Annotated in this window: 17 protein-coding genes; 3 read left to right on the plus strand and 14 right to left on the minus strand. The window is 57.4% G+C overall.

Going from position 1 to position 24669, the window contains the following annotated elements; all coding sequences use genetic code 11:
* Window positions 1-222: 222 nt before the first annotated feature.
* The 3 genes from CZ345_RS01230 (at window position 223) to CZ345_RS01250 (ending at window position 2909) form a co-directional block, all read left to right on the plus strand.
* Complete coding sequence (locus CZ345_RS01230) at window positions 223-540, plus strand: isochorismate lyase (RefSeq protein WP_077071380.1); 318 nt, start codon at window positions 223-225, stop codon at window positions 538-540.
* 259 nt (window positions 541-799) lie between these two features.
* Window positions 800-1936, plus strand: coding sequence for an isochorismate synthase (locus tag CZ345_RS16085; protein WP_239446578.1), 1137 nt, complete (start codon window positions 800-802; stop codon window positions 1934-1936).
* Window positions 1937-2102: 166 nt separating this feature from the next.
* On the plus strand, window positions 2103-2909 hold the full coding sequence (locus CZ345_RS01250; protein WP_077071420.1) for a 2-amino-3,7-dideoxy-D-threo-hept-6-ulosonate synthase: 807 nt from the start codon (window positions 2103-2105) through the stop codon (window positions 2907-2909).
* 292 nt (window positions 2910-3201) lie between these two features.
* Here CZ345_RS01250 and CZ345_RS01255 read toward each other — a convergent pair whose 3' ends face one another.
* From CZ345_RS01255 to CZ345_RS01320, 14 genes are all read right to left on the minus strand, one after another.
* Window positions 3202-3930 carry an energy transducer TonB gene (locus CZ345_RS01255; RefSeq protein WP_077071421.1) on the minus strand — a complete coding sequence of 243 codons (729 nt, stop codon included), beginning with the start codon at window positions 3928-3930 and terminating at the stop codon, window positions 3202-3204.
* 2 nt (window positions 3931-3932) lie between these two features.
* Window positions 3933-4385, minus strand: coding sequence for an ExbD/TolR family protein (locus tag CZ345_RS01260; RefSeq protein ID WP_083717047.1), 453 nt, complete (start codon window positions 4383-4385; stop codon window positions 3933-3935).
* A 1-nt stretch (window position 4386) separates the two neighbouring features.
* Window positions 4387-5067, minus strand: coding sequence for a MotA/TolQ/ExbB proton channel family protein (locus tag CZ345_RS01265; RefSeq protein WP_077071422.1), 681 nt, complete (start codon window positions 5065-5067; stop codon window positions 4387-4389).
* A 143-nt stretch (window positions 5068-5210) separates the two neighbouring features.
* Window positions 5211-7334 (minus strand): TonB-dependent receptor, encoded by a 2124-nt coding sequence (locus tag CZ345_RS01270; RefSeq protein WP_077071385.1) that lies wholly within the window; start codon window positions 7332-7334, stop codon window positions 5211-5213.
* A gap of 99 nt (window positions 7335-7433) precedes the next feature.
* On the minus strand, window positions 7434-8321 hold the full coding sequence (locus CZ345_RS01275; protein WP_077071386.1) for a helix-turn-helix domain-containing protein: 888 nt from the start codon (window positions 8319-8321) through the stop codon (window positions 7434-7436).
* A 211-nt stretch (window positions 8322-8532) separates the two neighbouring features.
* Window positions 8533-10293, minus strand: a complete 1761-nt coding sequence (locus tag CZ345_RS01280; RefSeq protein WP_077071387.1) for an ABC transporter ATP-binding protein — start codon at window positions 10291-10293, stop codon at window positions 8533-8535.
* Window positions 10286-12031: an ABC transporter ATP-binding protein gene (locus CZ345_RS01285; RefSeq protein WP_077071388.1), complete on the minus strand. Its 1746-nt coding sequence runs from the start codon at window positions 12029-12031 to the stop codon at window positions 10286-10288. Before CZ345_RS01285 ends, CZ345_RS01280 begins: the two co-directional genes overlap by 8 nt.
* Window positions 12024-12350 (minus strand): acyl carrier protein, encoded by a 327-nt coding sequence (locus tag CZ345_RS01290; protein WP_077071389.1) that lies wholly within the window; start codon window positions 12348-12350, stop codon window positions 12024-12026. The genes CZ345_RS01285 and CZ345_RS01290 overlap by 8 nt, the downstream gene beginning before the upstream one ends.
* A 102-nt stretch (window positions 12351-12452) precedes the next feature.
* Window positions 12453-14732 carry an efflux RND transporter permease subunit gene (locus tag CZ345_RS01295; protein WP_239446579.1) on the minus strand — a complete coding sequence of 760 codons (2280 nt, stop codon included), beginning with the start codon at window positions 14730-14732 and terminating at the stop codon, window positions 12453-12455.
* Window positions 14733-14890: 158 nt separating this feature from the next.
* On the minus strand, window positions 14891-16027 hold the full coding sequence (locus CZ345_RS01300) for a DUF1302 family protein (RefSeq protein WP_144277198.1): 1137 nt from the start codon (window positions 16025-16027) through the stop codon (window positions 14891-14893).
* 173 nt (window positions 16028-16200) lie between these two features.
* Window positions 16201-16989, minus strand: coding sequence for an outer membrane lipoprotein-sorting protein (locus CZ345_RS01305; RefSeq protein ID WP_077071391.1), 789 nt, complete (start codon window positions 16987-16989; stop codon window positions 16201-16203).
* Window positions 16990-17092: 103 nt separating this feature from the next.
* Window positions 17093-18487: a crotonyl-CoA carboxylase/reductase gene (ccrA, locus tag CZ345_RS01310; protein WP_077071392.1), complete on the minus strand. Its 1395-nt coding sequence runs from the start codon at window positions 18485-18487 to the stop codon at window positions 17093-17095.
* 34 nt (window positions 18488-18521) lie between these two features.
* Entirely contained in the window at window positions 18522-19280 is a 759-nt protein-coding gene (locus tag CZ345_RS01315) for a thioesterase II family protein (protein WP_162274904.1), read from the minus strand.
* Between the two features lie 81 nt (window positions 19281-19361).
* On the minus strand, window positions 19362-24644 hold the full coding sequence (locus CZ345_RS01320; protein WP_077071394.1) for a non-ribosomal peptide synthetase: 5283 nt from the start codon (window positions 24642-24644) through the stop codon (window positions 19362-19364).
* Window positions 24645-24669 lie beyond the last annotated feature (25 nt).

Here is a 24669-nt window from a genome sequence, read left to right on the forward strand (position 1 = left end):
CGCATACTATCCGCTTCACATACCGCCTCCGGCCTTCCCGCCGCCATGCGGACGCCTTCGGCCGTTTCCGCCCTGGGTCTCCGAAGAAGGACTTTATGCTCAGAAAAAGAACCGATCGGGCATAGGATTTTCGCAGGCAAGTCCCTATGCTTCCTTATCCGCAGCCGCCCAGTTCTTTTTATAACTGCTTATCATAGAGCAACAACATTCAAGGATATTCTCATGAAAACCCCTGAAGAGTGCTCCGGGCTGGACGACGTGCGTTGCGGCATCGACGCCATGGACAAGGCCATCATGGAACTGTTCGGAAGGCGACTTGCCTATGTACTCGCGGCCTCACGCTTCAAGCCTACGCTGGAAAGCATCCCTGCTCCGGAAAGAGTCGCCGCCATGCTCCCGGAAAGAAAGCACTGGGCGGCCGCCTGCGGCCTGCCTCCCCGCTTCGTCGACGAAGTTTTTCTTCCCGTCATACACTGGTACATATCGGAACAGACCTCTCACTGGAAACGCATACATGGTCTGACGGAGGCTTCGGAATGAACGGCGCAACGTCGGAACAGAACATGACGCAACTTCTTGCAGAGGCGGGAAAAAAGGCGGCTCTTCTCGGCAGGCCCGTTCTTATCGCAATCTCGGAACAGGTACGACCGGCAGACCTGCTCGCAGTCTTTGAGAGTCTTGCCTTCCGGGAAAAGGTCTTCCTCTGGCTGGGAACCGGCACACGCTCCCTGCTGGGGGCCGGAGACGCCTGCACGCTTTCCGCAGCAGGGGCATCACGCTTTCACGACCTGTCCTGCCGCTGGAATCGGCTTGCCGAGGAGGCCATCGTCTCGGGGCCCATCCTCCCGTTGCTCTCGGAGGTTTCCGTTTCGATGAACAAGGAACGCGCTCTCCGCTCTGGAGAGAATTTTCCGACGGAGAGCTGACCCTTCCCGAATACACGATTCTCAGGGAAGGAGAATGCTGGTACCGTATCAGAGCCGGTCTTCTTGCTCCGGGAGAAGAAAAAGACGCCTCTTCCTTTTTCAGAGATGTTCCTGCAGAACATGCCGCTTCCGACCGTACCTGCGGAAAAGAAGATTATGCTGTCGACATCCACGAAAGCCCGGACGCCGAAGAACGGTGGAATACGCTCATCGCCCGGGCGCTTCATGCCATACGCCGGGGAGAACTGAAAAAAGTGGTGGCGGCCCGCCCTCTGCACCTTACCGCATCTCCGTCCTTTCCCCTCGCGTCCATCCTGCGCCGTATGCACCGGAACAATCCGGCGGCGTGCACCTTTGCCTTCGGCAGAGCGGAATCCTGCTTTCTCGGCGCCACTCCCGAAATACTCTTCCGGGCGGAAGGGGGATTTTTCCGAACCATGGCCCTTGCCGGAAGCGCTCCACGGGGGAAGACTCCCGAAGAAGATCAGCGCCTGGGAAAAGCCCTCCTTTCCTGCCGGAAGGAGAGAGAAGAACACGAATTCGTTGTCCGGGAAGTTCAAAAAACACTGGAACCGCTCTGCCGGAACATCCGGGTCGACGCCGGTCCCTCCCTGCACAGGCTGCCCAGAGTACAGCACCTCATCACCCGTTTCGAAGGAGAACTGAAACCGGGCAGGAGTCTGCTGCATATCGTGGAACGGCTTCACCCTACTCCGGCCGTAGGCGGACTTCCTTCCGAGCAGGCCACAGCATTTCTGCGTGAACATGAAGGGTTCGACCGGGGATGGTACGCGGGCCCCGTCGGCTGGCTGGACATGAAGGGAGACGGCGAATTCATGGTCGCTCTGCGCTCGGGCCTGGCAGGCGAAACGCACGCCGACCTTTTTGCCGGCTGCGGCATCGTTTCCGGTTCCGACGCCGAAAACGAATACCGGGAAACCGGACTCAAGCTGAAGACCATGCTTGATGCCGTGCTTCCCCCGCAGGCAGCCGCATCTTCCCGAGATTGAAGAACATGTTCCCGGCACGGAAAGAAGCCGTGAGAAAACTCTCCCCGGTCACTTTCTGCCCGTGCCGGGAACAGGCCGCCGCAGGGAAAACGCGCGTTGTACAAGAAGCACAGGACGGCGCATCCCTCCGGCCCGTGCGCATACCGACATCATTCAAGGACTGTCTATGTATCCCGGCAAAGCCATCCGGCTCAATCGTCTTTTTGATAAAAAAACGCATCGAACGCTTATCATTCCCATGGATCACGGAGTTACCGGCGGCAACATCACAGGGCTCCGGTCGCTGACGGACGCCATGGAAGACATGACAAAAGGCGGTGCAAACGCCGTCATCGTCCATAAGGGCGCCTTTCGCCTTCCTGTGGAATCCGACAGAGACATCGGCAGAATACTGCATCTTTCCGCTTCCACGGAGCTTTCCCCGAAACAGCACGCCAAGGTGCTGGTCTCCACGGTGGAGGAAGCCCTCCGCCTGGGCGCGGATGCGGTTTCCCTCCATGTCAATCTCGGCAACGCCGAGGAAAGCCGTATGCTCTCCGATCTGGGCTATGTGACCGAAACTTGCGAACGCTGGGGAATGCCGCTTCTGGCCATGATGTACGCCCGGGGGCCCGGCATCGACAACGAATACGCCCCGGATGTCGTGGGCCACTGTGCCCGGGTCGGCATGGAGCTGGGAGCGGACATCGTCAAGATTCCCTATACCGGAAATGCGGAAAACTTCGCCGACATCATCAGATGCTGCGATATTCCCGTGGTCATTGCGGGAGGTCCGAAATCGGAAACGCTCCGGCAGTTTCTCGAGACCGCCCATGCGGCGATCACCGCAGGCGCCGCAGGACTTTCCGTGGGACGAAACGTTTTTCAGCATTCCGACAGACGTCGTCTGGTTCGCGTGCTCGGGCGCATGATACGCCGGGGCATCTCTGTTGAGGAAAGCCTCGCCCTTGCAGAGGGAAAAACACCTTTATAAACGCCGGACACGAACGACGGGCGCTCTTCCCCCGGAAATGAGCGCCCGTGTTCTTAAGCCGCGGCCGTAGCGGAAATTCCGACGGCCGCGGCCTTTCTTAAAGTCCCCTTTCCGCCCCACAGGAACGACGCGTACCATGCAGCCCCGTGCACGACAAAAAGGGGGAGGAGGAAAAACGCAAGAACTGCGGCGGGGATGGGCCGCAACGTGTCGCCGCAAGAAAAATATCAGGTAAGAGGAAAACAGCCGGACGTCATTTCCCCGGTCTGACGGCTCATCCGCCGGGAACCTCCTACCGCAGAGAAAAACTGAAGGGAACGAGCACCACGGTGTTGACCGCCTTTCCCTTGATTCTGCCCGGCATGAAACGCATTTTTTCCGCTGCGGCAAGGGCGGCATCCTCAAACCAGCCTCCGGGTTCCGCACTTCTGATCCGGCATTCCCGCGCCCTGCCTTCCGTATCCACCACAAGCTGCACCACAACCCTGCCCTCAATCGCACGGCGGCGGGCTCTGGACGGATACTCCACGGAAGAACGTCTGACGATGGACGGCCGCTGATCCACCTGATCCGTTTCATAGGCCAGAAAAGCTCCCACGCGGCCGGGAACGGGAGCTGCGGAACCCTGCCCCACATGGGCCGAAGGCGGCACGGGTACGGGAGGAGCAGGCCGCGGCGCTTCCTTTTTCCGCAGGGGCGCTGGTTCCTTTTTCTTCTTCGGCCCGACGACTTCCGATACGGCCTTCTCCGGGACGGACGCAGGCTCAGACCCGGGCGGAGCTTCCGGCTCCGGTACCGGGACAGGCTCAGGTCCTGTATCAGGCGCGGCCTCCTGAGCGGGAGCGACGCTTTCCGCCGCAGGCGCAGCAGGAGCGGCGAATTCCGCCAGTGCGACCTGATAGACGGGTTCATCCTCCGGGGCTGTATCCCCCGTCCGGGAAAACGCATATACGCCGCCGAACAATACGGCATGTACACAGGCCGAAAGCAGCATTGTGGAAGCTCTGACGCATCGATGCATGGTCATGCACCCTGCCCGCCGGAGCTCTCCGCCGCTTCGCCGTCTCTGCCCGCGCCTTCCGCGGGAAGAGTGACCAGCCCCACGTCACGAATGCCTGCCTTGCGTATCTTCCCCATGATGTTCATGAACACGCCGTAGGGCACATGCTGGTCGGCACGAATGAAAAGGCGCCTTCCCGGCGCGACGACATGAACGTTCAGCAGGGAAGGGAGCTCTTCCGCAGCGGTCTCGTATTCATCAAGAAAAACGGAACCGTCGCCCCTGACGGTGAGCATGACGTGCTCATGGTCCGCAGGCAGCGTTTCCGAAACCTCCACCTTCGGAAGATTCACCTCCAGCCCCTCCGTCATCATGGGCGCCGTAACCATGAAAATGATGAGCAGCACCAGCATCACGTCCACAAGAGGAGTGACGTTGATGTCGGCCACGAAATCATCGGAAGACGGACCGCCCATGCTACCTGCCCTCTCCGAAACGGATGCCTCCCGCATGGAGTCCGGCCTCATGCTGCATACGGTTCAGAAGCTGCCCGGCAAAGGTGATGCACTCATTCTCAATGGCGGCAAGCCCCGCCCGGAACACGTTGAACCCCCATGTGGCGGGAATGGCCACAAAAAGTCCCACCGCCGTGGCGATGAGCGCCTCGGCTATGCCCGGGGCCACGGTGGCGATGGAAACGCTCTTCATCACCGCTATGGACTGGAAGGAATACATGATGCCCCATACCGTACCGAAAAGCCCTATGAACGGAGCGGTACTCGCCGTTGTCGCCAGAAGGGAAAGAGAAGATCTCAGCCGGGCCATTTCATGGGCAATGCCGAAATGAAGCGCCCTTCTTACATTGTCGTTCATCAGGCGCTCGGCGTCTCCGGTGCGGCTGATGCGGTTGAATTCACGCACCCCCCTGCGCGTGATGCCATACAGGGGAGAACGTCCGTGGCGTTCCAGCTCCGCCAGAGACTCCAGAAGATCGTCCGAATCCATGACTTCAAGGCCATGGAGCACCTGCCTGCGTACCCCGCGCAGGCAAAGCCATTTACCCAGCATGTAGGCCCAGCTCACCAGCGACATGAACAAAAGAAGCGCCAGAACCAGCTTGGAAACCAGCGTAGCCTGCATAACGGCATGAAAAATCATATCCACGACGAAAAACTCCCTGCCCGTCCGGAAGGGACGGATGAGACTGCACACACAAAAAAAAGTGAAAGGCCTCGTTCCCCGAAGCGCCGGAGTGGGCGCCCCCTCTCCGCCCCGGCGCTTCAGAAAACGGGCCGCCCGGCTCAGAACCGGTAGGAAATGCCCACACCGCCGTTCACACCTTCGGTGGCCACCCAGTAGGCGCCGCCGAAGCTGCGGACGTAATCGTAGTTCTTGTCGAAGATATTGTTCACATAGGCGTACACGTCGACATTGTTGTCGAATTCATAGCCTGCGCGGGCGTTGACCAGCGTATGCGAGGGAATGTAGCCGCTGTTGTCGATGTTGAGATAGGACCTGGTGGCGCCGGTGGCGTCCACACGGGCGTAGAAACCGGATTCATGACGCCAGGAAGCGCCCACGCTGTAGGTCCATTCCGGCACATAGGGCACATGGTTTCCGTTCAGCCTGCCGTAGAAATCGTCGGTGATGTCGTCGAAGCGCAGATGCGTATAGCCCACGCCGGCAAACAGTTCGAAACCGGGCAGCACCATCCAGGCGATTTCCCCTTCCGCGCCCAGAGCCCAGGGATTACCGGCGTTGTCGATATAGCCGCCCATGCCGGAGGTGAATTTCTCCACCTGCATCCCGTTGTACTTGTTGGCGAAGACTGCGAGATTCAGACGCAGCCTGTTGTCGAGGAACTGGTTCTTGGAGCCGAGCTCGAAGGAATACACATGTTCCTCATCATATTTCTCATGGCCGGGCGTGGCATAGGCGGAATCGAAACCGCCGGCCTTGTAGCCTTCGGAGAAGCTGGCGTAGAGCATGTTGCTGTCCGTAATCGCGTATTCCAGCGCCACTCTGGGAGACACGTTGAACCAGCTTTCCTCCCCGGAATACGGAGCCTGCATCCCCATGCCCGCCCTCTTGGCGTGCGCCCATGCGCCGGTATGATAGTAATCCAGTCTGCCGCCAAGAGTGAGGGCCCAGCGTTCGGCAAAGGGCAGCTTCACCTGGCTGAAGAGCGAATAGGTATTGGTAATGTCACGCGCATTGGTCGCGCCCACGGAGTTGTAGTAGTCGTAGCGCTGACGGCGGTCGATATGGGAATAGGCCGCGCCGATGACGGCGTTCACGCCGCCCTCGTCGTAGGTCAGGCGGAATTCCTGCCCGAAGTCGTACATGCCGCTGTTGTTGAGATCTTCCGAGGCCATGCCGTATTCCAGCGGAAGAAAGTTCGGGCCGAAGTCGTAGTCCACAAGAAAGCGTATATCGGCTTCGCTGCGGGTGGTCACGGAGGTGAACGTCCATGCAGGAGAAACATGATACTTTATGCTCAGGGACTGGTCATTGAGCATGGTCCTGTTGTAGCCGTTCTCGTTGGAGGTCACATGCCTCGGTGTCCGGGTACCGCCGTTCATGTCGTGGTACATCTGCGTCATCCCGGAGCCGTAGACCTTGTCGTATATGGCGAAGGCGTTGGGCGAATACATGCTGAACGTGCCTTCGTCATACTTGGTCATGCCGGCGGAAAGGCGGATCTCCCAGTCTTCCGTGGGAGTGAAAAGCAGACTGAAGCGGCCGCTGTAGTTTCTGCGGTCGTCCACATAGGTGCCGGTATGATCATTCCACACGTTGCCGCGATGGTTGTAGAACTGGAAGGAACCGCCGGCAAAGAGTCTGTCGTCGATGATGGGGCCGGACAGGGCGATGTTCGGTTTCACATGATTATGCGTACCGACTTCCACACCAACCTGACCATGAATTTCATTATCAGGTTTTCTGGTGGTAATCTTTATGACGCCGCCCGCTGCGTTCCTCCCGTACAGGGTACCCTGAGGCCCGCGCAGCACTTCGATGGAATCAATATTGTACAGAGGCGCATCATAGGCGGTGGTGCTGGTCAGCGGAACGTCGTCTATGTAGGTGATGACGGACGGCACATAGGAGTGGGCGATGGACTGCGAGCCACGGATGGAGGGAAACTTCATCATGGACAGGCCGCCGGTGGGCATGACCAGGTTGGGCACTCGTGCCGAAAGATCGTCGAGGGAATCCATTCCCGCATCCCGTACCTCATCCTCGCTGATGACGGACACACTGAGAGGCACCTTCTGCTGATCTTCCGCAATCTTGTTGGCGGTAACGGTGACTTCCGGAAGAACCAGGAGCTCTTCCGCCCGGCTTTCCCCCCATGCCCCGGCGAGCATACACATGCCGCATACTGCGGAGGCCGCCAGTTTTCCTGTTCTCTTCTTTGCCATGATGCAAAAACTCCTCTGTTGGATGATAATGAACAATGATAAAAAGACACCATATAAAAGAGAGTATCCGAAAGGGCCAAAACCTTTCCCTATCAGGTCTCATCCCTCGCGGACATTCTTGCGCCCCTCCCGGCGGCAGACCGAGGGCGAACATCCGTAGAAGCGTGAAAAGGCGCGGGAGAAATGCCCGGGCGATTCATATCCCACGCGATAGGCAACCTCGGCCACGCTGTAGCCGCTCTCCTCAAGGAGTTTCCGTGCCTCTCCCATTCTGTGCCGCTGAAAGGAGGAAAAAATGGAATCGCCGTACATCGCACGGAAGGTACGCTTCAGGCTTGTTTCGCTCATGCCCACGGAACGCGCCAGTTCTCCTATGGACATGGGACGCTCAAGATTTTCACGCATCATCTGCCATACGCGCACGCATTTGCTGTGCATGGCGCACATTTCGCAACTGTATTCCCTCTGCAGGAAAAACTGATGCAGATTCTCAAGCACAAGCTCCATGCCCTTTATCTCACGGTAGATCTGTCCCAGATGCCCCTGATAGGGGACATGCAGAAGCTGTCCCAGCAGAAGCTGCGCCGTTACGGAAGCCGGTATGGTATAGAGAAAAGGCTCAAGACTTCTGTGAACGGTAAGAAAGGCGGCCTTGCGGTTGAGACTCTCCTTTTCCCTATTGAAAAGATCAAAAATCCCTTCGTAGGCAACGGTAATGCCGAGAAAAACGCACGTCCCGTCCACGGAACGGCCGGTAACGGCTCCGTTCCCCTGCCCGCCCCCCCACACGCAGAGCGTATGACGACGCAGCTCATGTTCCCCTCCCGCATGAAGCAGCATTTCCCCCTCAACCACATAGCCGAAGCCCAGCCTGTTCAGAAAGGCTTCGGTTCCGTACAGGGAATATTCTCCCCCGCTGAGTTCAAACCTGTGTATTTCAAGACCAAAACGACCGGTACCATCCAGAAGGCACTTGACGGAACTCATGAAAAAACCCTTTCCCTTATTATGAAAAAGAAATTCATTTTCATAATATGACAATCATACGAACATCCCGGTCCCGCGCCCCGAAGGGGCTCGGGCTCCGACCGGATGCCGGCAGCAGGAAATCTTCCCCCGCGCATGAAATGCGCTGCTCCTGAGGAAAGTCCGCGGCGCGGCGTACGGCCCGGGAAAACGCCCCCCGCATTCTGCCGCCTCAACGGCAGGATGCGGAATCCGAAACTTCAAGCTTCCATGACTTCACGGAACATTCCCTCTCCCACAGTCTGCGGTACATGCCGTTCAGCGCCAGCAGCTCGTCGTGCCTTCCCCTTTCCACAATTCTGCCCCGATCCATCACCAGTATCCTCTCCGCATGGCGGATATGGTTCAGCGTATGAGCTATCATGATCACGGTTCTTTTCCGAGTGAGAGCCGAAAGCCCCTGCTGTATGGCCCAGGCATGTTCCGGGTCCACACTGGAAAAGGCCTCGTCGAGAAGCAGCACGGGAGCATCCTTGAGTATGGCCCGGGCTATGGCGATACGCTGACGTTCTCCGCCGGAGAGGTTGCATCCGCCCTCGCCCACGGGCGTGGCGTAGCCCTGCGGAAGATTCACGATGAAGTCATGGCATCCCGCGGCACGGGCTGCCCGCACGACGTCTTCCGAGGTGGCTTCGGCTCTGCCCATGCGGATATTGTCGGCCACGCTGCCGGAAAAAAGATACACGTCCTGAAACACCATGGTGACGGACGACATGAGATGAGAAAAGGGAACATCCCTCACATCCGCCTCTCCCAAACACACCCGGCCTTTCTTCACATCCCAGAAACGCGCAAGCAGCATGAGGAGCGTGGTCTTGCCGCTGCCCGACCGGCCGACCACGGCATTGAGCGTACCGGGAAGAAAGTCGGCGCTCACATCGTTCAACGCGGGCGTCTCGGCCGAAGCATGGCAAAATTCCACATGCTCCGCCCGGGGAACGGCATGACGGGGATGCACGGCCCCGTTGTCGGGCATGACGGAACGGTCATGCAGGGCGTCGATATGGTCAAGACTCAGCGTCATGATGTTGAGCAGCCCGAACTCTCCGAGCAGCGCTTCCACAGGCTGATAGTAGGTTCCGCTGATGACGGCGAAAAACAGAAACACCGGCAGGCTCACCATGTCGTTGAGATAGAAGACAAGGCCGCAGAGAAAAATCAGCCCCATCCCCATGCGTACGAAGAGCTGATACAGCATCATGGGAGGCAGAGCCTTCAGCTCGTAGGCGGCAGCGGCGTCCCTGTAGCCCGCCAGACGGTCGTTGATCCGCCCGAAAACATGACCGCTCATCCGGTAGGAACGTATGGTTTCCATACCCGAGACATATTCGAGAATGGCGCCGATAAGATCGCGCTCCATGCTCTGCCTTTTCACGCCGGCCGCATGGAAAGCCCGTTTCGTGGCATTGTACACGAACCATGCGGGAACAAAACCCGCCATGGCGATGAAGGCAAGACGCACATCCATGATCAGCATGACGAGGGAGAGAAAGATCACCGACGTCATGCCGGCAATGAAATTCGCCGCGGCCGCCATGCAGCGCATTTCCACAAAGGCCATGTCGTTGGTGAACACGGAAGAAAGAGCTCCCGCCTCCTCCGCCTGAAAAACGCCGAGAGGCAGTTCCGCCAGACGACGGCTCTCACGGATGCGCACATCGCGCATGATCTCATAACCGAGTGACGACTGCATGGAGGTGGAAACATACTCCAGCACATAGCGGACGACCAGCAGCGCCGCCATGCCGAGCGTACAGTGAATGAGCGTTTCCGTGACGAAGCGCCCCTCAAGCAGTCTCACCATGGCAAAAAGTACCGTAAGACAGATGCCTCCCGTACAGCAGTTCTGAACGATGTTCAACAAGGCCGCCGCCAGAAGCCTGCCGCGCTGCGGGCCTGCAAGCTCGAAAATACGGCGTATCATCTCAATCATGGCAGTTTCCTCCGGCTGTCCAGTTTTCAGAAGATTCCAGAGCGTTCCACATATTCCGGTACACTCCGCAATCCTTCAGAAGGCCGTCATGCGTGCCCGAAGCCTCTATGCGGCCTTCCCGCAGTACGATGATCCTGTCCGCATCCATCACGCTTCTGAGTCTGTGGGCAATAACCAGCACCGTCTTTCCCCTCGCCAGCGCGGAAAGGGCTTTCTGCAGCTCATCCTCGTTGTCGGGGTCACAGTAGGCGGTGGCTTCGTCCAGAATGAGAACGGGAGCGTCCTTCAGAAGAGCCCGGGCAATGGCGATGCGCTGGCGTTCTCCCCCGGAAAGCGCCGTTCCCGCGCCGAGCACGGTATCGTACCCTTCGGGAAGGGAAAGGATGAAGTCATGGCAGCGTGCGGCTCTGGCCGCACGCTCCACCTCTTCCATGGTGGCGTCGGGCTTTCCGAGACGGATGTTGTCGAGCACGCTGCGCTCGAACACCACGTTGTTCTGGGTGACGAAGGCCACCGTGGAAGCGAGCGCCTCCGCCGTAAGAGAACGGATGTCCACTCCGCCTATGTTCACGGAACCTTCCTGCACATCCCAGAATCGGGCCACAAGCCGTGCGGCCGTACTCTTGCCGCTGCCGGAAGGGCCCACCAGCGCGGTCACGCTTCCGGCCTCCGCCGTGAAGGAGAGGCGACGGAAAACGCGCTTTTCCCCGTACGAAAAGGAAACATTGCGAAACTCCACGTCAAAACGCTCCGGCATGTCCGCGCAGGTACCGGGGGAAAGTTCTTCCATGGAAAGAAGATCCCGGAGTCTGGCCCCCACCTGCATACAGATGTTCATTTCATCGCCGTAGCGCCCTATCCTGGTAAGGGGCGCGGCATAGCAGAGCGCGGCGAACATATAGAAAAGCACGGAGGGAAGATCGGCCTTTCCCGAGACGAAGAGCCAGCCCGCCACGGGGAACACGAAAACGATGCCCGAACTCATGACGATGGAATTTATCGTCATGCCGTGGCGGCAGTCGGCAAACCAGCGCCGCATGAAGTCGCAGTACTCTTCCGATGCCTGTTCAAATCTCTTCCAGCGCGCGCTGCCGGCGAACATGCGTATTTCCTTCATGCCGCGCACATATTCCACAAGTCCGGCGTTCAGCTTCTGAGTCGAGGCTTCCATGAGGGGAAAGTTCTTCATGGCCAGTCTGCCCATGGTCCCCAGGCACATCACATAGATGACGATGGGGGCAAGAAGCGCCATTCCGATGCGCCAGTCCATGAAGAACACCAGCACGATCATGCCCACGGGAACAAGGAGATTGCCGATGATCTCCGGGTAGTGATGCCCGTAAAACATTTCCAGCTTCTCCACGTCGTCGAAAATCTGACTCTTGAGCTTGCCCGCCGGATTTTCGTCAAGCACCCCCTGGGGAACGCGGGAAAGTCTGTGGAGTATGTCCCTCCGCACGGCGTAAAGCGTGTCGAAGGCCGCCCTGTGGGAAAGCCGGGTGGACAGTCCATGAAACACGACCTGCAGAAAAATGCCCATGAGCGCGACTCCGACGCCTGTAAAGGTTCCGGCGACATTCCCTGCGTCACAAAGCAGCGCCTTCAGCATGAGGTAAAGCCCCAGCATGGGCATCAGGCTGAACGCGGCCCCGACCACGGCAAGCACCCCTGAAAGCACAAGCCTGCGGCGGCTTGCCGCATCGGGCAGTTCGCACAATATCCGTATTCCGTTATTCACATCTTCCTCCCGGGCAATGGACCGCCATGGCGGCATCCACACGGGCCTTGGCCTCAAAAAATGCCAGCGCCAGTTCCTGCCGTCTTATTTCCAGCCTGTCGTGCACATGGTTCACCAGATCCTCCACGGTCTTCACGCCTTCCAGCACACGGCTGTCGAGCGCTACGGCAAACTCAGTTTCCATCTCCATGGCGAGTTCCGGCAGATCAAGCACGTCGGCTTCCAGATCCGTATAGAAATCCGTCTGCGGACGGATGCTTTGTGTACCAACGCTGAAATGGGCGGCGATAAGCTCATTGATTCGTGATTCTACAGACATATGAACTCTCCTTGAGCTTTTCCGTTGTGCGCGGGGCGGGCTGCGGCCCGCTTCACGCCTTTTCCGGCAAAAAAGTGATGTGCGGCGGCAGAGGCCGACATGCTATCCTTCCTTCCCGTTTCCGGCGCAGCGCTCCTCGCCGAACACTCTGAGCCTTACGATCAGGTTGGGCGTAATGAAGTAGTCGGAAAGAAACGCCGCCAGAATGCCGATGATCACCAGTATTCCCATGTGCACGAAAATGATCATCTTTGAGAACATGTATGCGGCAAAACTCAGGCACAGGATGGACGAGGTGAGCAGCATGGCCTTTCCCGTGCTCAGGAAGGTGATGCGCACGCTCTCCCTGTAGGAACCTGTACGCATGAACTCAAGCTGGCAGTGGTTGATGAAATGAATGGTATCGTCCACGGCAAGGCCGAGCAGCATGGGAATGACCGTGACCGTCATCATGTCCAGAGGAATATTGCAGAATCCCATCACCGCACAGACGAAGAACGCGGGCAGGATGTTGGGAATCATGGCGATGAGTCCTATTTTCAGACTGCCGAAAACCACGGCCATGAGCAGGGATATGACCACCATGGAAATGAGAATGGACTGCACCTGCCCCCAGCTCACATAATCCTGAATCTGCGTGAACTGGCAAAGCGTACCGGTAAGGATGACCCTGGCCCCGGGAAAAAGCTCCTTTCCCCATGTACGGATGGCTTCCAGCTCCCTCACGGCCTCGCCGGAGTTGTAGTCGTCGATTTCTATCATCACGCGGAGACGGCGGTATTCATAGTCTATCCATCGTTCCGCCTCGGTGCCCCCGGCGTTCTCGTAAAGAAGCAGCACCTGCGCTATTTCCTCGCGGGTCCGGGGTATGGCGTAGCTTTCAGGATTACCCGCATCCAGCACCTGATTGAGATCCTTCACCACATCAAGCACGCTGTGCACCTTCTTGGTCAGCGGAAATTCGCGGATGCGCTCGGTCAGAATTTCCAGTTTCCTGAGGTTCTCGGGCAGGCGGGCCTCGTCGGGATTCGGAAACTCTATGCCCACGCCGAAGGAGTACAGGGAACCGAGGGGCGTTTCGCTGATGCGGCAGATACGGTCGATGTACGGTACCTCGGTACCGAAGGAACGACGCAGGTCAAACGCCACCTCCACACGGAAAATGCCTGCGACGGACGCCGCCAGTGCAAGCGCGGCAATGGTGAAAATGATGCGGGGATGATCGAGCACATGGCCGCCCATCCACTCCATGAGCCTGTCGAGAAGCACTTTCCTTTCGACGATGCGCCCCGTTTTCCCCCTTCTGTTGCCCCCGAAGGAGAAAAGCACGGGCAGCAGCACGATGGTGAGCACATAAAGCAGCATGGTCATGGAGGCGGAGGTCATGCCCACCCAGCTTATGGGTCGCAGGTTCACGAAGCAGAACGACAGCAGCGAAGCCATGGTGGTGAATGCGCTGAAGAATATGGGCCAGCCGGTTTCCCCTACAGCATGTTCCAGCGCCCACAGACGGTCGCCCTTCTTCTGAAACTCCCATCGGAAAAAGTTGATGAAATACAAGGAGTAGCATATCGCCATGGAAATGCAGAGGAATATGGGCATGAGCATGACCATGGGGTCCGTGGCCACACCGAGCAGCCCCTGTATGCCGAGCACGATGGAAAGCCCGGCCCCGGCAAGAAACACGGGAAAAATGACGCCCCGCACGTTACGGAGCACAAGCGCAAGTACAAGAACGATGGACAGCAGGGAAAGCCCTATGAGTTTCGGCATTTCTCCGGCCATGAAGTCGCGCTTTTCCAGGTTAATGACCGGCCAGCCTGTGGTTTCCGGGTTCATCCAGGCGTATTTCTCCTGTCCGGCGATCTCGTTGACCGTGCGGCCTATGACCATTTCGATGAACTCACCATGCTCGTCCACTGTACCGGAGGGTATGTGCTTGAGGCGCACCATGATCCATGCGTATCGTCCGTCCTCGGAAACGATCTGATTCCTGAGCGAGGGCTTCGCCATGACGGCTTTGCGTATTTCCGCAAGTTGTGTGGGATCATCGGGAACAGGATCAGGTACGATGTCGGAAACTTCGAGTCCTTCCTCGTCGCCCCGCGTGAACTCCATGTCCGTTACGGAAATCACGTCGTCCACATACGGAACCCGGGCTTCCAGCTCCCTGCCCATCTCGCGTATGCCCGCAAGAACTCGGGGCGTGAACACATCGTCCACATGCACGAGCACCGCGCAGAAGTTGTCGTTGCCGAATATGGAGGCCATGTAATCCCTGGCCAACAGAAGCTCGTCCCCCTCATTGAAGTAGTGAGAATCATCCGTATCGGATTTGAGCTGCTTCAGCCCATAAAAGGATATCGCCAGAATCAGGACCATAGCCACAAGAATAACCGCCCTGAATTTCAGAATCACTTTGCTGAATGCAACAAATCTTTCGTTAATAGCCTCGATATTCAGCATATATCCCTCACTTGCATCGCGCTCCGTCCATGCGGACTTCATGTCTGCAATTCAGATGGCGGTGCGGCACATCGTTAAAAACTAAAGCGTAGCTTTCCCCATATCTGGGAATTACGTCGGTAGACTCCATACGAACCGTCGTCTCCGTAGAATTTGTCCCAGCCGATGGTGAGTTCCATGCCGTCGGCAAGCTCGTAGGCCGCCTGCAGACGGTTGAAAAACTCTCCGTCATTCAGGGACACATAGACCATGTCGGAAACGGTAAGCTGTTCGTTGAAAAAATTTTTGGAGACATTGAGTGTAGCCTGCGGGCTATGTTCCTCTGCGACAAGCCCCCTGTCGTAATTCATAATGAACTCATCCAGCAGCTGCGCCGTCACACTCCAGTTGCCGCCGGGACTCCAGTCCACTCCCACCAGATACTTGAGTACATCGTGCTTTTCATTTCCTCCGGTTGATGTGGAAAGGTACCTTCCTTGGAAATATGCGGCCTCTCCTCGGAATACGAAGTCCGACCAGGGTTTAGCAAAGTCGAAACCGTAAATCAGGATTCTATGATAATCCTGCTCCATGACTATTTCCCACCTTCCCCCACTAATATCACGCACAGACACGGAAGAGGCCGCCGTATCATCCCATGTATAGAAGGCGGAAAGAGATACGTCGAAGCCCGCCATGTAGGATGAGACCCTCAGGGCGAACTCACTGTCCTCCAGCGACCAGGAGGAAGGTTCCCCAGCGCTGTTCGTCCTTACCGGCAAAGCAGAAGGGAAAGAACGCTCTAGCGCCCAAGGATTGTTTCCTGTTGCAAGCTTTGCGGACTTGAACTCAGGAATCCATATAAATTCCGTAATTAGCGTATTACTGAGGAACCTGAGCTTGGCCGCGGTTACGGGAATGCGCATCTCGTCGATATTTCTGTTGAGATAGTCGGAAAAATCCGTAGGGCAGACATTGTCCGTAATACGTACGCCGTCCGCTTTGCCCCAGATGATGAGCTGGCGCCCTACCCGTATATCCCAGCCGGAACCGACATGCTCAAGCCATGCTTCGCGGACGGAAAGCCCGTCGAGAGCCGGAATGGTCCAGTTCTTTTCCGCATCAAGAGAAAGAAATCCGTTGAACGTACCGGCAGTTCCCGAAACTTCAAGCCTTCCGTGCACGCGGGAGGTCACCTCATCATGCGGAGCGTAGGTACGCATAGACTGCACAAGCTCAATCCAGCCGGTAGAACTGAAGTGCTCGTTCCAAAAATCAGAAATTGCATCCAGACGTGACGATCCCCCCTCCTCCCCGGCCGTATCCGCAAGCGTACGACAGGGGAGGAGGGACAGCAGCAAAAAAACAGAAAACAATATACTTCTGCAACACATGACGCCAGGCATCAGCCGCGCTGCAATACCGCGACCTGGAAAAGGTTGTCATCCACACCGCTATCATAGACAAACGGACTGAACTCCATAAGTGTCTGATGCTCTGTCTCAAGATTACGCATTCTTGCGCTTTTCACATTCCAGAAGCCTTGCTGCTGCTGAAGTTCGAGCACCTCATACACTCGGGAAAGTCCTTGATCCGTATAATATTCCAGGTACACAGGAATGCAGGTCTTCTTATCTACCCACAATACGCGGCGGCGGACGGGATCATCCCTGTCCACGGGGACGGATTCCACCTTCCAGCACTCGTAAACGCCGCGCATATCCTCTCCCAGATAGGTGTGGGTATCTTTGCTGACATTGCGCCTGCCCATATCTATATCGTCATAAGTAAAGTCACTGCCCATGAAAAAGTCGTTGTTCGCCGAGCCGCTGATGCGGCGGACCTTTTTCATGGAAGGAATGTAGAGCCATTTGTCGTCATCTCTGCCGGGGGCGTCGTATGTCCAGGAAAGAAACTTTGTACCACGCACGTCTGCAGGTTCTTTGAAGACGATGATCGCCTTTCTGTCCATTCCGTAGTCTTTGGCGGTCTGCTCCATGACCCGCACACGTTTTGCGCCGCGCCTGTTGACAAGCGTCATGCTGACGGTGCCCTTCCGGTCTTCGCCGTCGGGGCGCATCCTCATTTTCATGATCACGTCCGCGCCGGTCAGCTCCTCCGCTCCTGCGAAGGAAGGTATGACCAGCAGCACAAACGCAAGCAGCGCCAGTGCGCTCCTGATACGGTTGCGCATAAAAAACCTCCTGTTTTTCCGTACCTGCGGAAAACATGCTCCGCACACATACATAATGAAGTTGAAAATCATTTTCAAATTAAATTATTACCGGCAGCTCTTTTCAGGCCACGACACTCCGGTCTTCCAGAGAAATCCCGTCGCCACGGCGGAACAGGCGTATTTTTTCCTCTCCCACCTTCTGCCTGAGCTCATGATCCCGGACGCCCGCATTCTCATCCGGGGCGATGTTGAGAAAGCCGAGCTTGCCCATGTGCGTGCCCTTGTGAAGCATGGAAAAGGCCTCCGCCCCTTCGGAGAGAGGAAAGACTCTGGAAAGCGTGGGATACAGAAAGCCCTTGCCTATGAGTCTTGCGGTCTGCACGGCCTCGTAATAGTTCGCCGCATGGGAGCCTATGATATGCTTGACGGTCTGCCACAGATAGCGGTTGTCGAACACATGGTCGTAGCCGGAGGTGGAACCGCATGTCACGACCTTGCCTCCGGGACGGGCCACGGCGACGCTGGCAGCGAAGGTGGAACGGCCCGTATGCTCGAATACGATGTCGGGGTCCTCGCCTCCGGTGAGTTTCCGTATCTGAGCCTTGAGCCGGAGTATCTGGCGGTTCTTCGTGTGCCCGTGCTCATCGAGAAAGCGGTCTTCCCCATTGCCCCGGGGCAGTACGATGACCCTCTCGCAGCCCATTCTGCGCACCATGTCGGCCTTTTCCTCACTGGAAACCACCCCCACGGGAATACCGCCGCCGTTCAGGACGAACTGAATGGCGAAGGTGCCGAGTCCGCCCGAGGCTCCCCAGATCAGGACGTTGTCGCCCTGGCTCATCTGCGCGCCGTTCTTGGACACCAGCATTCTGTAGGTCGTAGTGGCCACGAGCGTCATGGAGGCGGCCTCCACCCAGGTAAGGTGTTCAGGCTTGGGCAGAAGCTGATGTTCACGCACCAGCGTGAAATCCGCAAACGAACCGAAATTGGTTTCAAAACCGTAAGCCATGAGATGCGGGTCGCGTATTTCGTCGTCAAAGACTTCGGGAGAGGAGACGTCGCAGGTAGGCCCGAAGATCATGACTCTGTCGCCCGGCTTCCATCGCGTGACCGCAGAACCCGTGCGCACCACCACTCCCGCACCGTCGGTGCCGAGAATATGGTAATCGAGATTGTGCTTGGCGTTCACCGGAGAATAGCGGGAATATTCGCCGATGTAGTTGAATCCCGGAGAAGGTTCGAACAGAGAGGACCAGACGTTGTTGAAGTTGAGTGCCGAAGCCATCACCGCAACCAGCACCTCGCCCGGCCCCACTTCCGGCAGCGGAACCTCGTCGTAATGCAGGGAACGCCGCGGGTCCTTCTCATGGAAGGCCAGACCGCGGAACATGTCCGTTTCGTCCCGGTGCACCGTCATGGCGCTCATGGTGTCGGGCAGGGGAAGATGGGCGAAGTCCTCGGAAGAAGCGGACTTCGATTCCGAAAGTTCCACAAGATGTTTCAATGCTGCTTTCATGGCAGTTTCCGTCGGGTAGAAGTTCGGTACGTCCTCAGAGAACGTACATGAGAAGGGACTGATCTATGACCGCGACGACGTCGTCGAGCCAGCGGCGCACATAGAAGTGACCGCCGGGCCAGGTAAGTATGCTGCACGATCTGGAAGTGAAGTCCTGCCACGCTCTCGCCCTTTCCAGAGGGACGAGCAGGTCCCGTTCCCCGGCCATGACCGTCACGGGCACGGCCAGCGGTTCCGTCCGCCCGTCGAGCAGGGAAAGCAGAAGTTCGTGATCACTGAGCAGCGTTCTCTTCACGATCTGCAGGCTTTCCTCATCCAGCAAGACGGACTCCGGCACCGTGCCCGACTGGAGGATGCGGCGCAGAAACTCCTCTTCCTCCGAGGGCCGTCCGGTCATTTCCGGCGGCCGCACGGGCACGGGAGCGGCGGAAAGAAAAAGATGCACCGGAGGCGTTTCGCCGCGTCGGAGCAGATATCGGGCGAACTGGAAGGCCAGAAGTCCGCCCATGCTGTGCCCGAAAAAAGCCATGGCGGAGGAAAAATACGGCCGCAGTCCCTCATACATAGCCTCGTACATCCGTTCCGCATTCATTATCGCTTTCTCCTCGAAACGGTCTTCATGTCCGGGAAGTTGTACGGGGACAAGACTGATGTAGTCGGGCAGAAGCTTTTTCCAAGGTAGAAATGCGGATGCGCCTCCTCCCGCAAAGGGAAAGCAGAACAGTCTCACCCTTTCGTCGGGAGCTTGTCTGAAAAAACGCACCCAGCTCAAACTCTCTTCACTATTCAGCACGCTTTTCTCCATGGCCGTCGTTCCAGAAATCCAAAACTGCCAGAACGACGGCCCTCATCCGCCGGTGGCGGTTCTGCCACCTTACGGCTTCAAATCGCGTATGATCCGCATGATACCGGGAACATGTTCTCCCAATATGCAGTTAAAGTGATTGCCCGGCACATCGATGACTTCCACACGCTTTGCAGGCATGGTTCTCCAGAAGGGCCTCGGGTCGGGAATCCCCTGAAGAAGATCCGTGGCAAAAAAGTACACCAGCGTCCCTTGGTATGGATTCGGCGTATAGGTCTTGGCGGAGCCTACGGTAGCCTCAAACAGCCTGTATTGATGAACGAAGTCCTCAAAGGATATCTCGTCGGAGAGCAGATTATGCGAAGTGACGTAATCGAATATGGTTCTTATGCAGTCATCCAGGCTCATGGCCATGAGCGATTCCAGCTCCATGGCATCGGGGACAACGTCCGGTTGCTTCAGTACACAAAGAATAGGATCGTTCTCGAGACCGGAATAGATGTTCATGGGCAAAAAATAGGTTCCCAGATACATGAACAGCAGGCTGAGCTTGTGGGAAAAGGCTGCACCCGGCGCACCCGTATCGAAAGCCAGCAGATGCTCCACCTGTACGCCCTGCCGCTCAAGCTGCACCGCCAGTTCATACCCCAGCATCCCGCCAACGCAGAAGCCCGCAATAGAAATGCGTATGCCCGGCCTGCGGCGTACAAGATCCAGCACACCTTGTGCCCAGTAGGCCGCAAGTTCTTCCACAGTACGCAGCGGTTCAACGCTTCTGTCGTCTTTCCCCGGAAGGATACAGCCGTAGAAGTCCGCTTCATCCCGGCAGGCACGGGCAAAGTCGGAGAAAATCTCGCCTACTCGGCCCCGGCCTTCGGCAATACCTATCCACACTTTCTCTCTGCCGTTTTCCTGCATAGGCAGCAGCACCTGTCCGGCCGTGCCGGGACCGGACACATATGCAGCCATCTGCTCCAGCGTGTTCAGCGAATACAGTTCCTGCACGCCGAGTTCCACGCCGAATTCCTCATGAATGCGGGCTATGAGCACGGTAGCCAGCAGGGAATCGCCGCCGAGTTCAAAGAAGCTGTCGTCCAGGCCAGGTTCGTCGACCTGAAGCACGGCGGCCCACATGCGGGCCAGACGCTTCTGCACGTCGTTCTCCGGCGGACGCACCGTTCTGTTCTGCACAATACCGGCTTCCGGCACGGGCAGGGCCTTGCGGTCCGTCTTGCCGGAGCGATTGCGCGGAATAGCTTCCATCTCCACAAAGGTCGAGGGAATCATGTACGAGGGCAGTCTTTCTCTCAGAAAAGCTTCCATTTTTTCAGGCTCAAATTCCCACACCTCCAACGGTGAACGGGCGATGATGACATTCTGCTCCGCACCGTCCACGGTACGGCACTGCCTCACACAGTCAAAACCAGCAAGTCTGAGCTGCTCTTCCCACTGGTTTCCGTCGAGCAGGGGATGCAGCGGCCTGAGCTCCGTATCCTCGAACACGTCGAAGCCCTGCTGGAGTCCCATAGTGATGTCGTGATCCTTGTAAAATATGGTCTGCTCGATGATAAACATCACGCCGCCGGGCTTGAGCAACCTACGAAGAGCCGCCAAGGAAGGGGCTACCCGCTTCACGTCGTGCAGCACGCTTGCAGCGATGATGGCGTCAAAGGAATGAAGCTCAAATCCCTGCACCACGGGGTCTTCGTCAAGATCGAAGAGACGACAATGGAAAAACGGCCGTGCCCCGAATTTTTCTTCCGCATTCTGAAGAAAGTAACGCGAAATATCGGTAAAGCAGAAGCCTTTCGTCGTATCGGGGAGGACGGGAAGAACCACGCCCGTCGCTCCGCCATGGCCACCACCGACTTCCAGAATATTCAAAGGGTGATCCTCTGCCATGGCCGCCACCGCATCGCGGATAATCTGATAAGAATACCGGAATACGGCTCCATAGAGACCTTTGACACTGCCCGAGGCATAGACTTCCGCGGAATGACGCTTCTCAAGCAGAAGATCCGTCATGCTCTTCGCCTCCGAGGCGAGGAAACCGAGTCCTGAACCGGAAAAGGCGTTCTGCACGGCCTGCGCCGAAGTGAAGGCAAAGGGCTTCTCCAGGCGGAAATGCTCGCCACGACGGGAAAGAAAGCCCGCCTCCTCAAGATTGAGAAGCGCTCTTTTCAGCCAGCGTCCATAGCGGGGGCGTATGCCCGTCATACGGAGAATTTCCTCCACGTCGCGGCTTTCTCCCGTTTCCCTGTATACGCCGAGTTCGTAGAGAGAAGCCTGCACGGCCGCCTCATACAGGGCCGCCCCCACTCCCATGTTCTTCGCGTAATCCTTGCGCCGGCGCTCTTCCGCAATGCCCGCGATGTTCTCGTCCATGCGGGAAACCTTCTCCCACATGGCGTCGGCGTCGTTCCACTCCACCTTGCGGCGGCTGTGCAGTCCGTCGTTGCCCAGACTCGTGAAGTACGCCGCAACCCGGGGACTTTTCTTCTCGCCGTAGGTCTGCACCACAGCCTCGCGAATACCGGGATGCCTGAGCAGAGTATGCTCAATTTCGCCGAGTTCCACACGAAATCCATTGATTTTTATCTGATTATCTTCTCTTCCAAGGAAAACGACATGGCCGTCGGGGTGGAAAAAGCCCCTGTCGCCCGTACGGTAAAGCCTTTCTCCCGTAACGGGATGTCTGACGAAGGAACGCGCCGTTTTTTCCCTATCATGCCAGTAGCCGTCGGACAGGCCTTCGCCGCCTATGTACAGATCACCCGGCACATACTCGGGACAGACCCTCATGCACTCATCAAGGACATGAATACTCTGATTGGCCAGAGGATAACCGTAGGGAATACTTTCCCGATCTCCGTCCACATCGCCCACGGGGTAGAAGATGGACCAGATGGCGGCTTCCGTCGCACCGCCCAGACTTATCACCTCGGCCCCGTAGTGCCTGCGGATGCGGCCGGGAAGCTCCACCGGCAGCCAGTCGCCGGAAAGCAGTACAAGGCGAAGCGTGCCCTCTGCGGAACCGTGAAGCGCCTCCTTGTACTCCATGAACATCTTCATCATGGCAGGAACGGTATTCCATACCGTCACCCGCTGCCTTTCCACGACATCCAGCCAGTGTGCGGGTTCACGGAGCTGTCCGGCATCGGGCATGACCACGGTACCGCCGGCGGCAAGCATACCGAAGATGTCCCATACCGACAGATCGAAGCCGAGGCTGGCCAGCGCAAGCACCCTGTCCTGCGGCCCCACACGGAAGCGGGCATTGATGTCCGCAATGGTGTTCACCGCCGCCCTGTGGCTTATCATGACGCCTTTGGGCATACCGGTGGAACCGGAAGTATAGATGACGTAGGCAAGGTCGGAACTCTTCTGTACGATCGTACGGGCACAGAGTTCCTCCGCGCTTCCTTCGGGAAGCGTGTCCACAAAGATCAGACGACGTCCGGCAAGAAGGCCGAGCTTTTCCTGAAGATGCGACTGCGAGAACACACAGTGCACGTCCGCATCGTCAAGGATGGCCGTCAGTCTTTCCATGGGCATGTCGGGATCAAGAGGCAGATACGCCGCCCCCGCGAACTGCGCGGCCAGCACGGCCACCACCTGTTCCCAGCCCTTTTCCATGATGACGGCCACCAGCTCCCCGGGTCTGACACGGCCGTCGATACCCTTCGCCGCTTCCGACACGCGCCCGGCCAGTTCGCCGTAGGTCAGCGAACGGCCCGGCGCAGCCACGGCCTGCCGTTCGGGAAAAGCCCTGACGCTTTCCACAAAAAGTCCGTGCAGACATTCGTCGCGCACAGGAGAGGCCGTGGCGTTGTACGCCTCTCTTGCCTGAAGCTGACGCGCCGGCAGTTCCACGACGTCCTTCCTCTTCCAGAGCGATTCGTCGTCGGCAAGGCGCTCAAGAAGGTTCACATAGGCATCCATCATGCTTTCCAGATAGCCTTCATGGAAATATTCCGCACGTACGTCCCAGTGAATGTTGAGCTGCCCCGCAGACTCATAGACCTGATGGTCGAGCAGCAGCTGCGGCGTCTGACTGGAAGTGAATATCTTTTTCACCGGATGACCGTCGAACATCATGCCTTCCAGACTGTCGCCGTAGTCGCCGAGCAGGAAGGTACTGGTGAACACAACCTCAAGGTATACTTGTTCCGAGGCGGAACGACCACGATTGAGTTCCCGCAGAACATCCACGCCGCCGAACTGCCTGTTGTCAAGATCACTCCAGAGACGATCTCGCAGGGCAAGTGCACGTTCTTCAAAACTCGCATCAGGGTCGTCGCGCACTTCCAGAAGAAGCGTGTCGGTAAAATCGCCGATGATGTCGTTGATTTCCCTGTGCAGGGGAAGTCTGTTAAAAAGTGTCAGATTCAGACAGAAGCTACGCTCTGCATTCCATCGACGGAGCACTTCGGAAAATACGGCCAACAGTATACTCGTAGGCGACAGGCCTATCTTCGTACCGTACTCCTTCAGTTTGCTCCAACGAACGGAATCAAGATGCCCCTCTAGCGGCTTGCTCACGGGTTCCCCCACATGCTCCTCCTTCAGCACCGGCATACGGGGCCCAGGGGAAAGGGTGGGAATGCGGTCGAGCCAGTACTGCCTTGCCTGCCTGTAGGACTCCATACTGCGGCGCTCCTCCAGAGACAATACATAGTCACGGAAAGTCAGTTCCAGCTCAGGCAGCGTCAGTGACGGATCATTATAGAATGCCTGGAGTTCCTTCATCATGAGCGGCAGGCTGAGCACGTCGGCATTCAATCCCTCAAGGCTGACATGCATACGAAAAGTATGTTCGTCAATGCGGGAAACATAGACGTCATACATGGGCCAGACATCCACAGGCTTGATTTTCTGGCGCAGTTCATCACGAATTTCCATCAGCACGCGCTGCCTCTCCTCCTCCGCCTTCCCGGAAAGGTCGAAGTATCTCACCTCAAAGGGCGGTACATGCTCAAGAATTTGTTGCTGACCGGTCTTATAAATAACGCAGCGCATCATGTCGTGTCGCGCCACGATCTTGCGCCAGGCGTTAGTATAGCGCTCGACATCCAGATCTTCGGTGTCCATCTCGAAATAGACGTGACTTGAAACATTGCTTGCACCAAGCGAGCCGTTTTCTCTGCCTATCATGTAGGCAAGCTGTATGTCGGTAAGGGGAAAGGGCTTGTATCTGTCTTCCGGGCGCGGAATGATGACGGGGGCCTTGTCCTCGGTCTTTTCCAGGGCGAAGTCGTCCTTTTCCAGAAACATCGCCAGAAGGGATTCCTGCTCTTCCGAAAGGCCGATGCCGCCGGGCAGCAGGGATTTATCGTGATGTATGCTCGTCATACCTTTTCCAAAGGGTTGAAGGGGG

This window comes from Mailhella massiliensis, assembly GCF_900155525.1.
Taxonomy (GTDB): Bacteria; Desulfobacterota; Desulfovibrionia; order Desulfovibrionales; family Desulfovibrionaceae; genus Mailhella; species Mailhella massiliensis.

Excerpts from the sequence above, each read along its gene's own strand:
- CZ345_RS01270 (WP_077071385.1), bottom strand. The coding sequence starts at position 7,334 with ATGGCAAAGAAGAGAACAGGAAAACTGGCGGCCTCCGCAGTATGCGGC.
- CZ345_RS01230 (WP_077071380.1), top strand. The coding sequence starts at position 223 with ATGAAAACCCCTGAAGAGTGCTCCGGGCTGGACGACGTGCGTTGCGGC.
- ccrA (WP_077071392.1), bottom strand. The coding sequence starts at position 18,487 with ATGAAAGCAGCATTGAAACATCTTGTGGAACTTTCGGAATCGAAGTCC.
- CZ345_RS01295 (WP_239446579.1), bottom strand. The coding sequence starts at position 14,732 with ATGGTCCTGATTCTGGCGATATCCTTTTATGGGCTGAAGCAGCTCAAA.
- CZ345_RS01280 (WP_077071387.1), bottom strand. The coding sequence starts at position 10,293 with ATGATTGAGATGATACGCCGTATTTTCGAGCTTGCAGGCCCGCAGCGC.
- CZ345_RS01275 (WP_077071386.1), bottom strand. The coding sequence starts at position 8,321 with ATGAGTTCCGTCAAGTGCCTTCTGGATGGTACCGGTCGTTTTGGTCTT.
- CZ345_RS01290 (WP_077071389.1), bottom strand. The coding sequence starts at position 12,350 with ATGTCTGTAGAATCACGAATCAATGAGCTTATCGCCGCCCATTTCAGC.
- CZ345_RS01250 (WP_077071420.1), top strand. The coding sequence starts at position 2,103 with ATGTATCCCGGCAAAGCCATCCGGCTCAATCGTCTTTTTGATAAAAAA.
- CZ345_RS01265 (WP_077071422.1), bottom strand. The coding sequence starts at position 5,067 with ATGATTTTTCATGCCGTTATGCAGGCTACGCTGGTTTCCAAGCTGGTT.
- CZ345_RS01305 (WP_077071391.1), bottom strand. The coding sequence starts at position 16,989 with ATGCGCAACCGTATCAGGAGCGCACTGGCGCTGCTTGCGTTTGTGCTG.
- CZ345_RS01255 (WP_077071421.1), bottom strand. The coding sequence starts at position 3,930 with ATGCATCGATGCGTCAGAGCTTCCACAATGCTGCTTTCGGCCTGTGTA.
- CZ345_RS01260 (WP_083717047.1), bottom strand. The coding sequence starts at position 4,385 with ATGGGCGGTCCGTCTTCCGATGATTTCGTGGCCGACATCAACGTCACT.
- CZ345_RS01320 (WP_077071394.1), bottom strand. The coding sequence starts at position 24,644 with ATGACGAGCATACATCACGATAAATCCCTGCTGCCCGGCGGCATCGGC.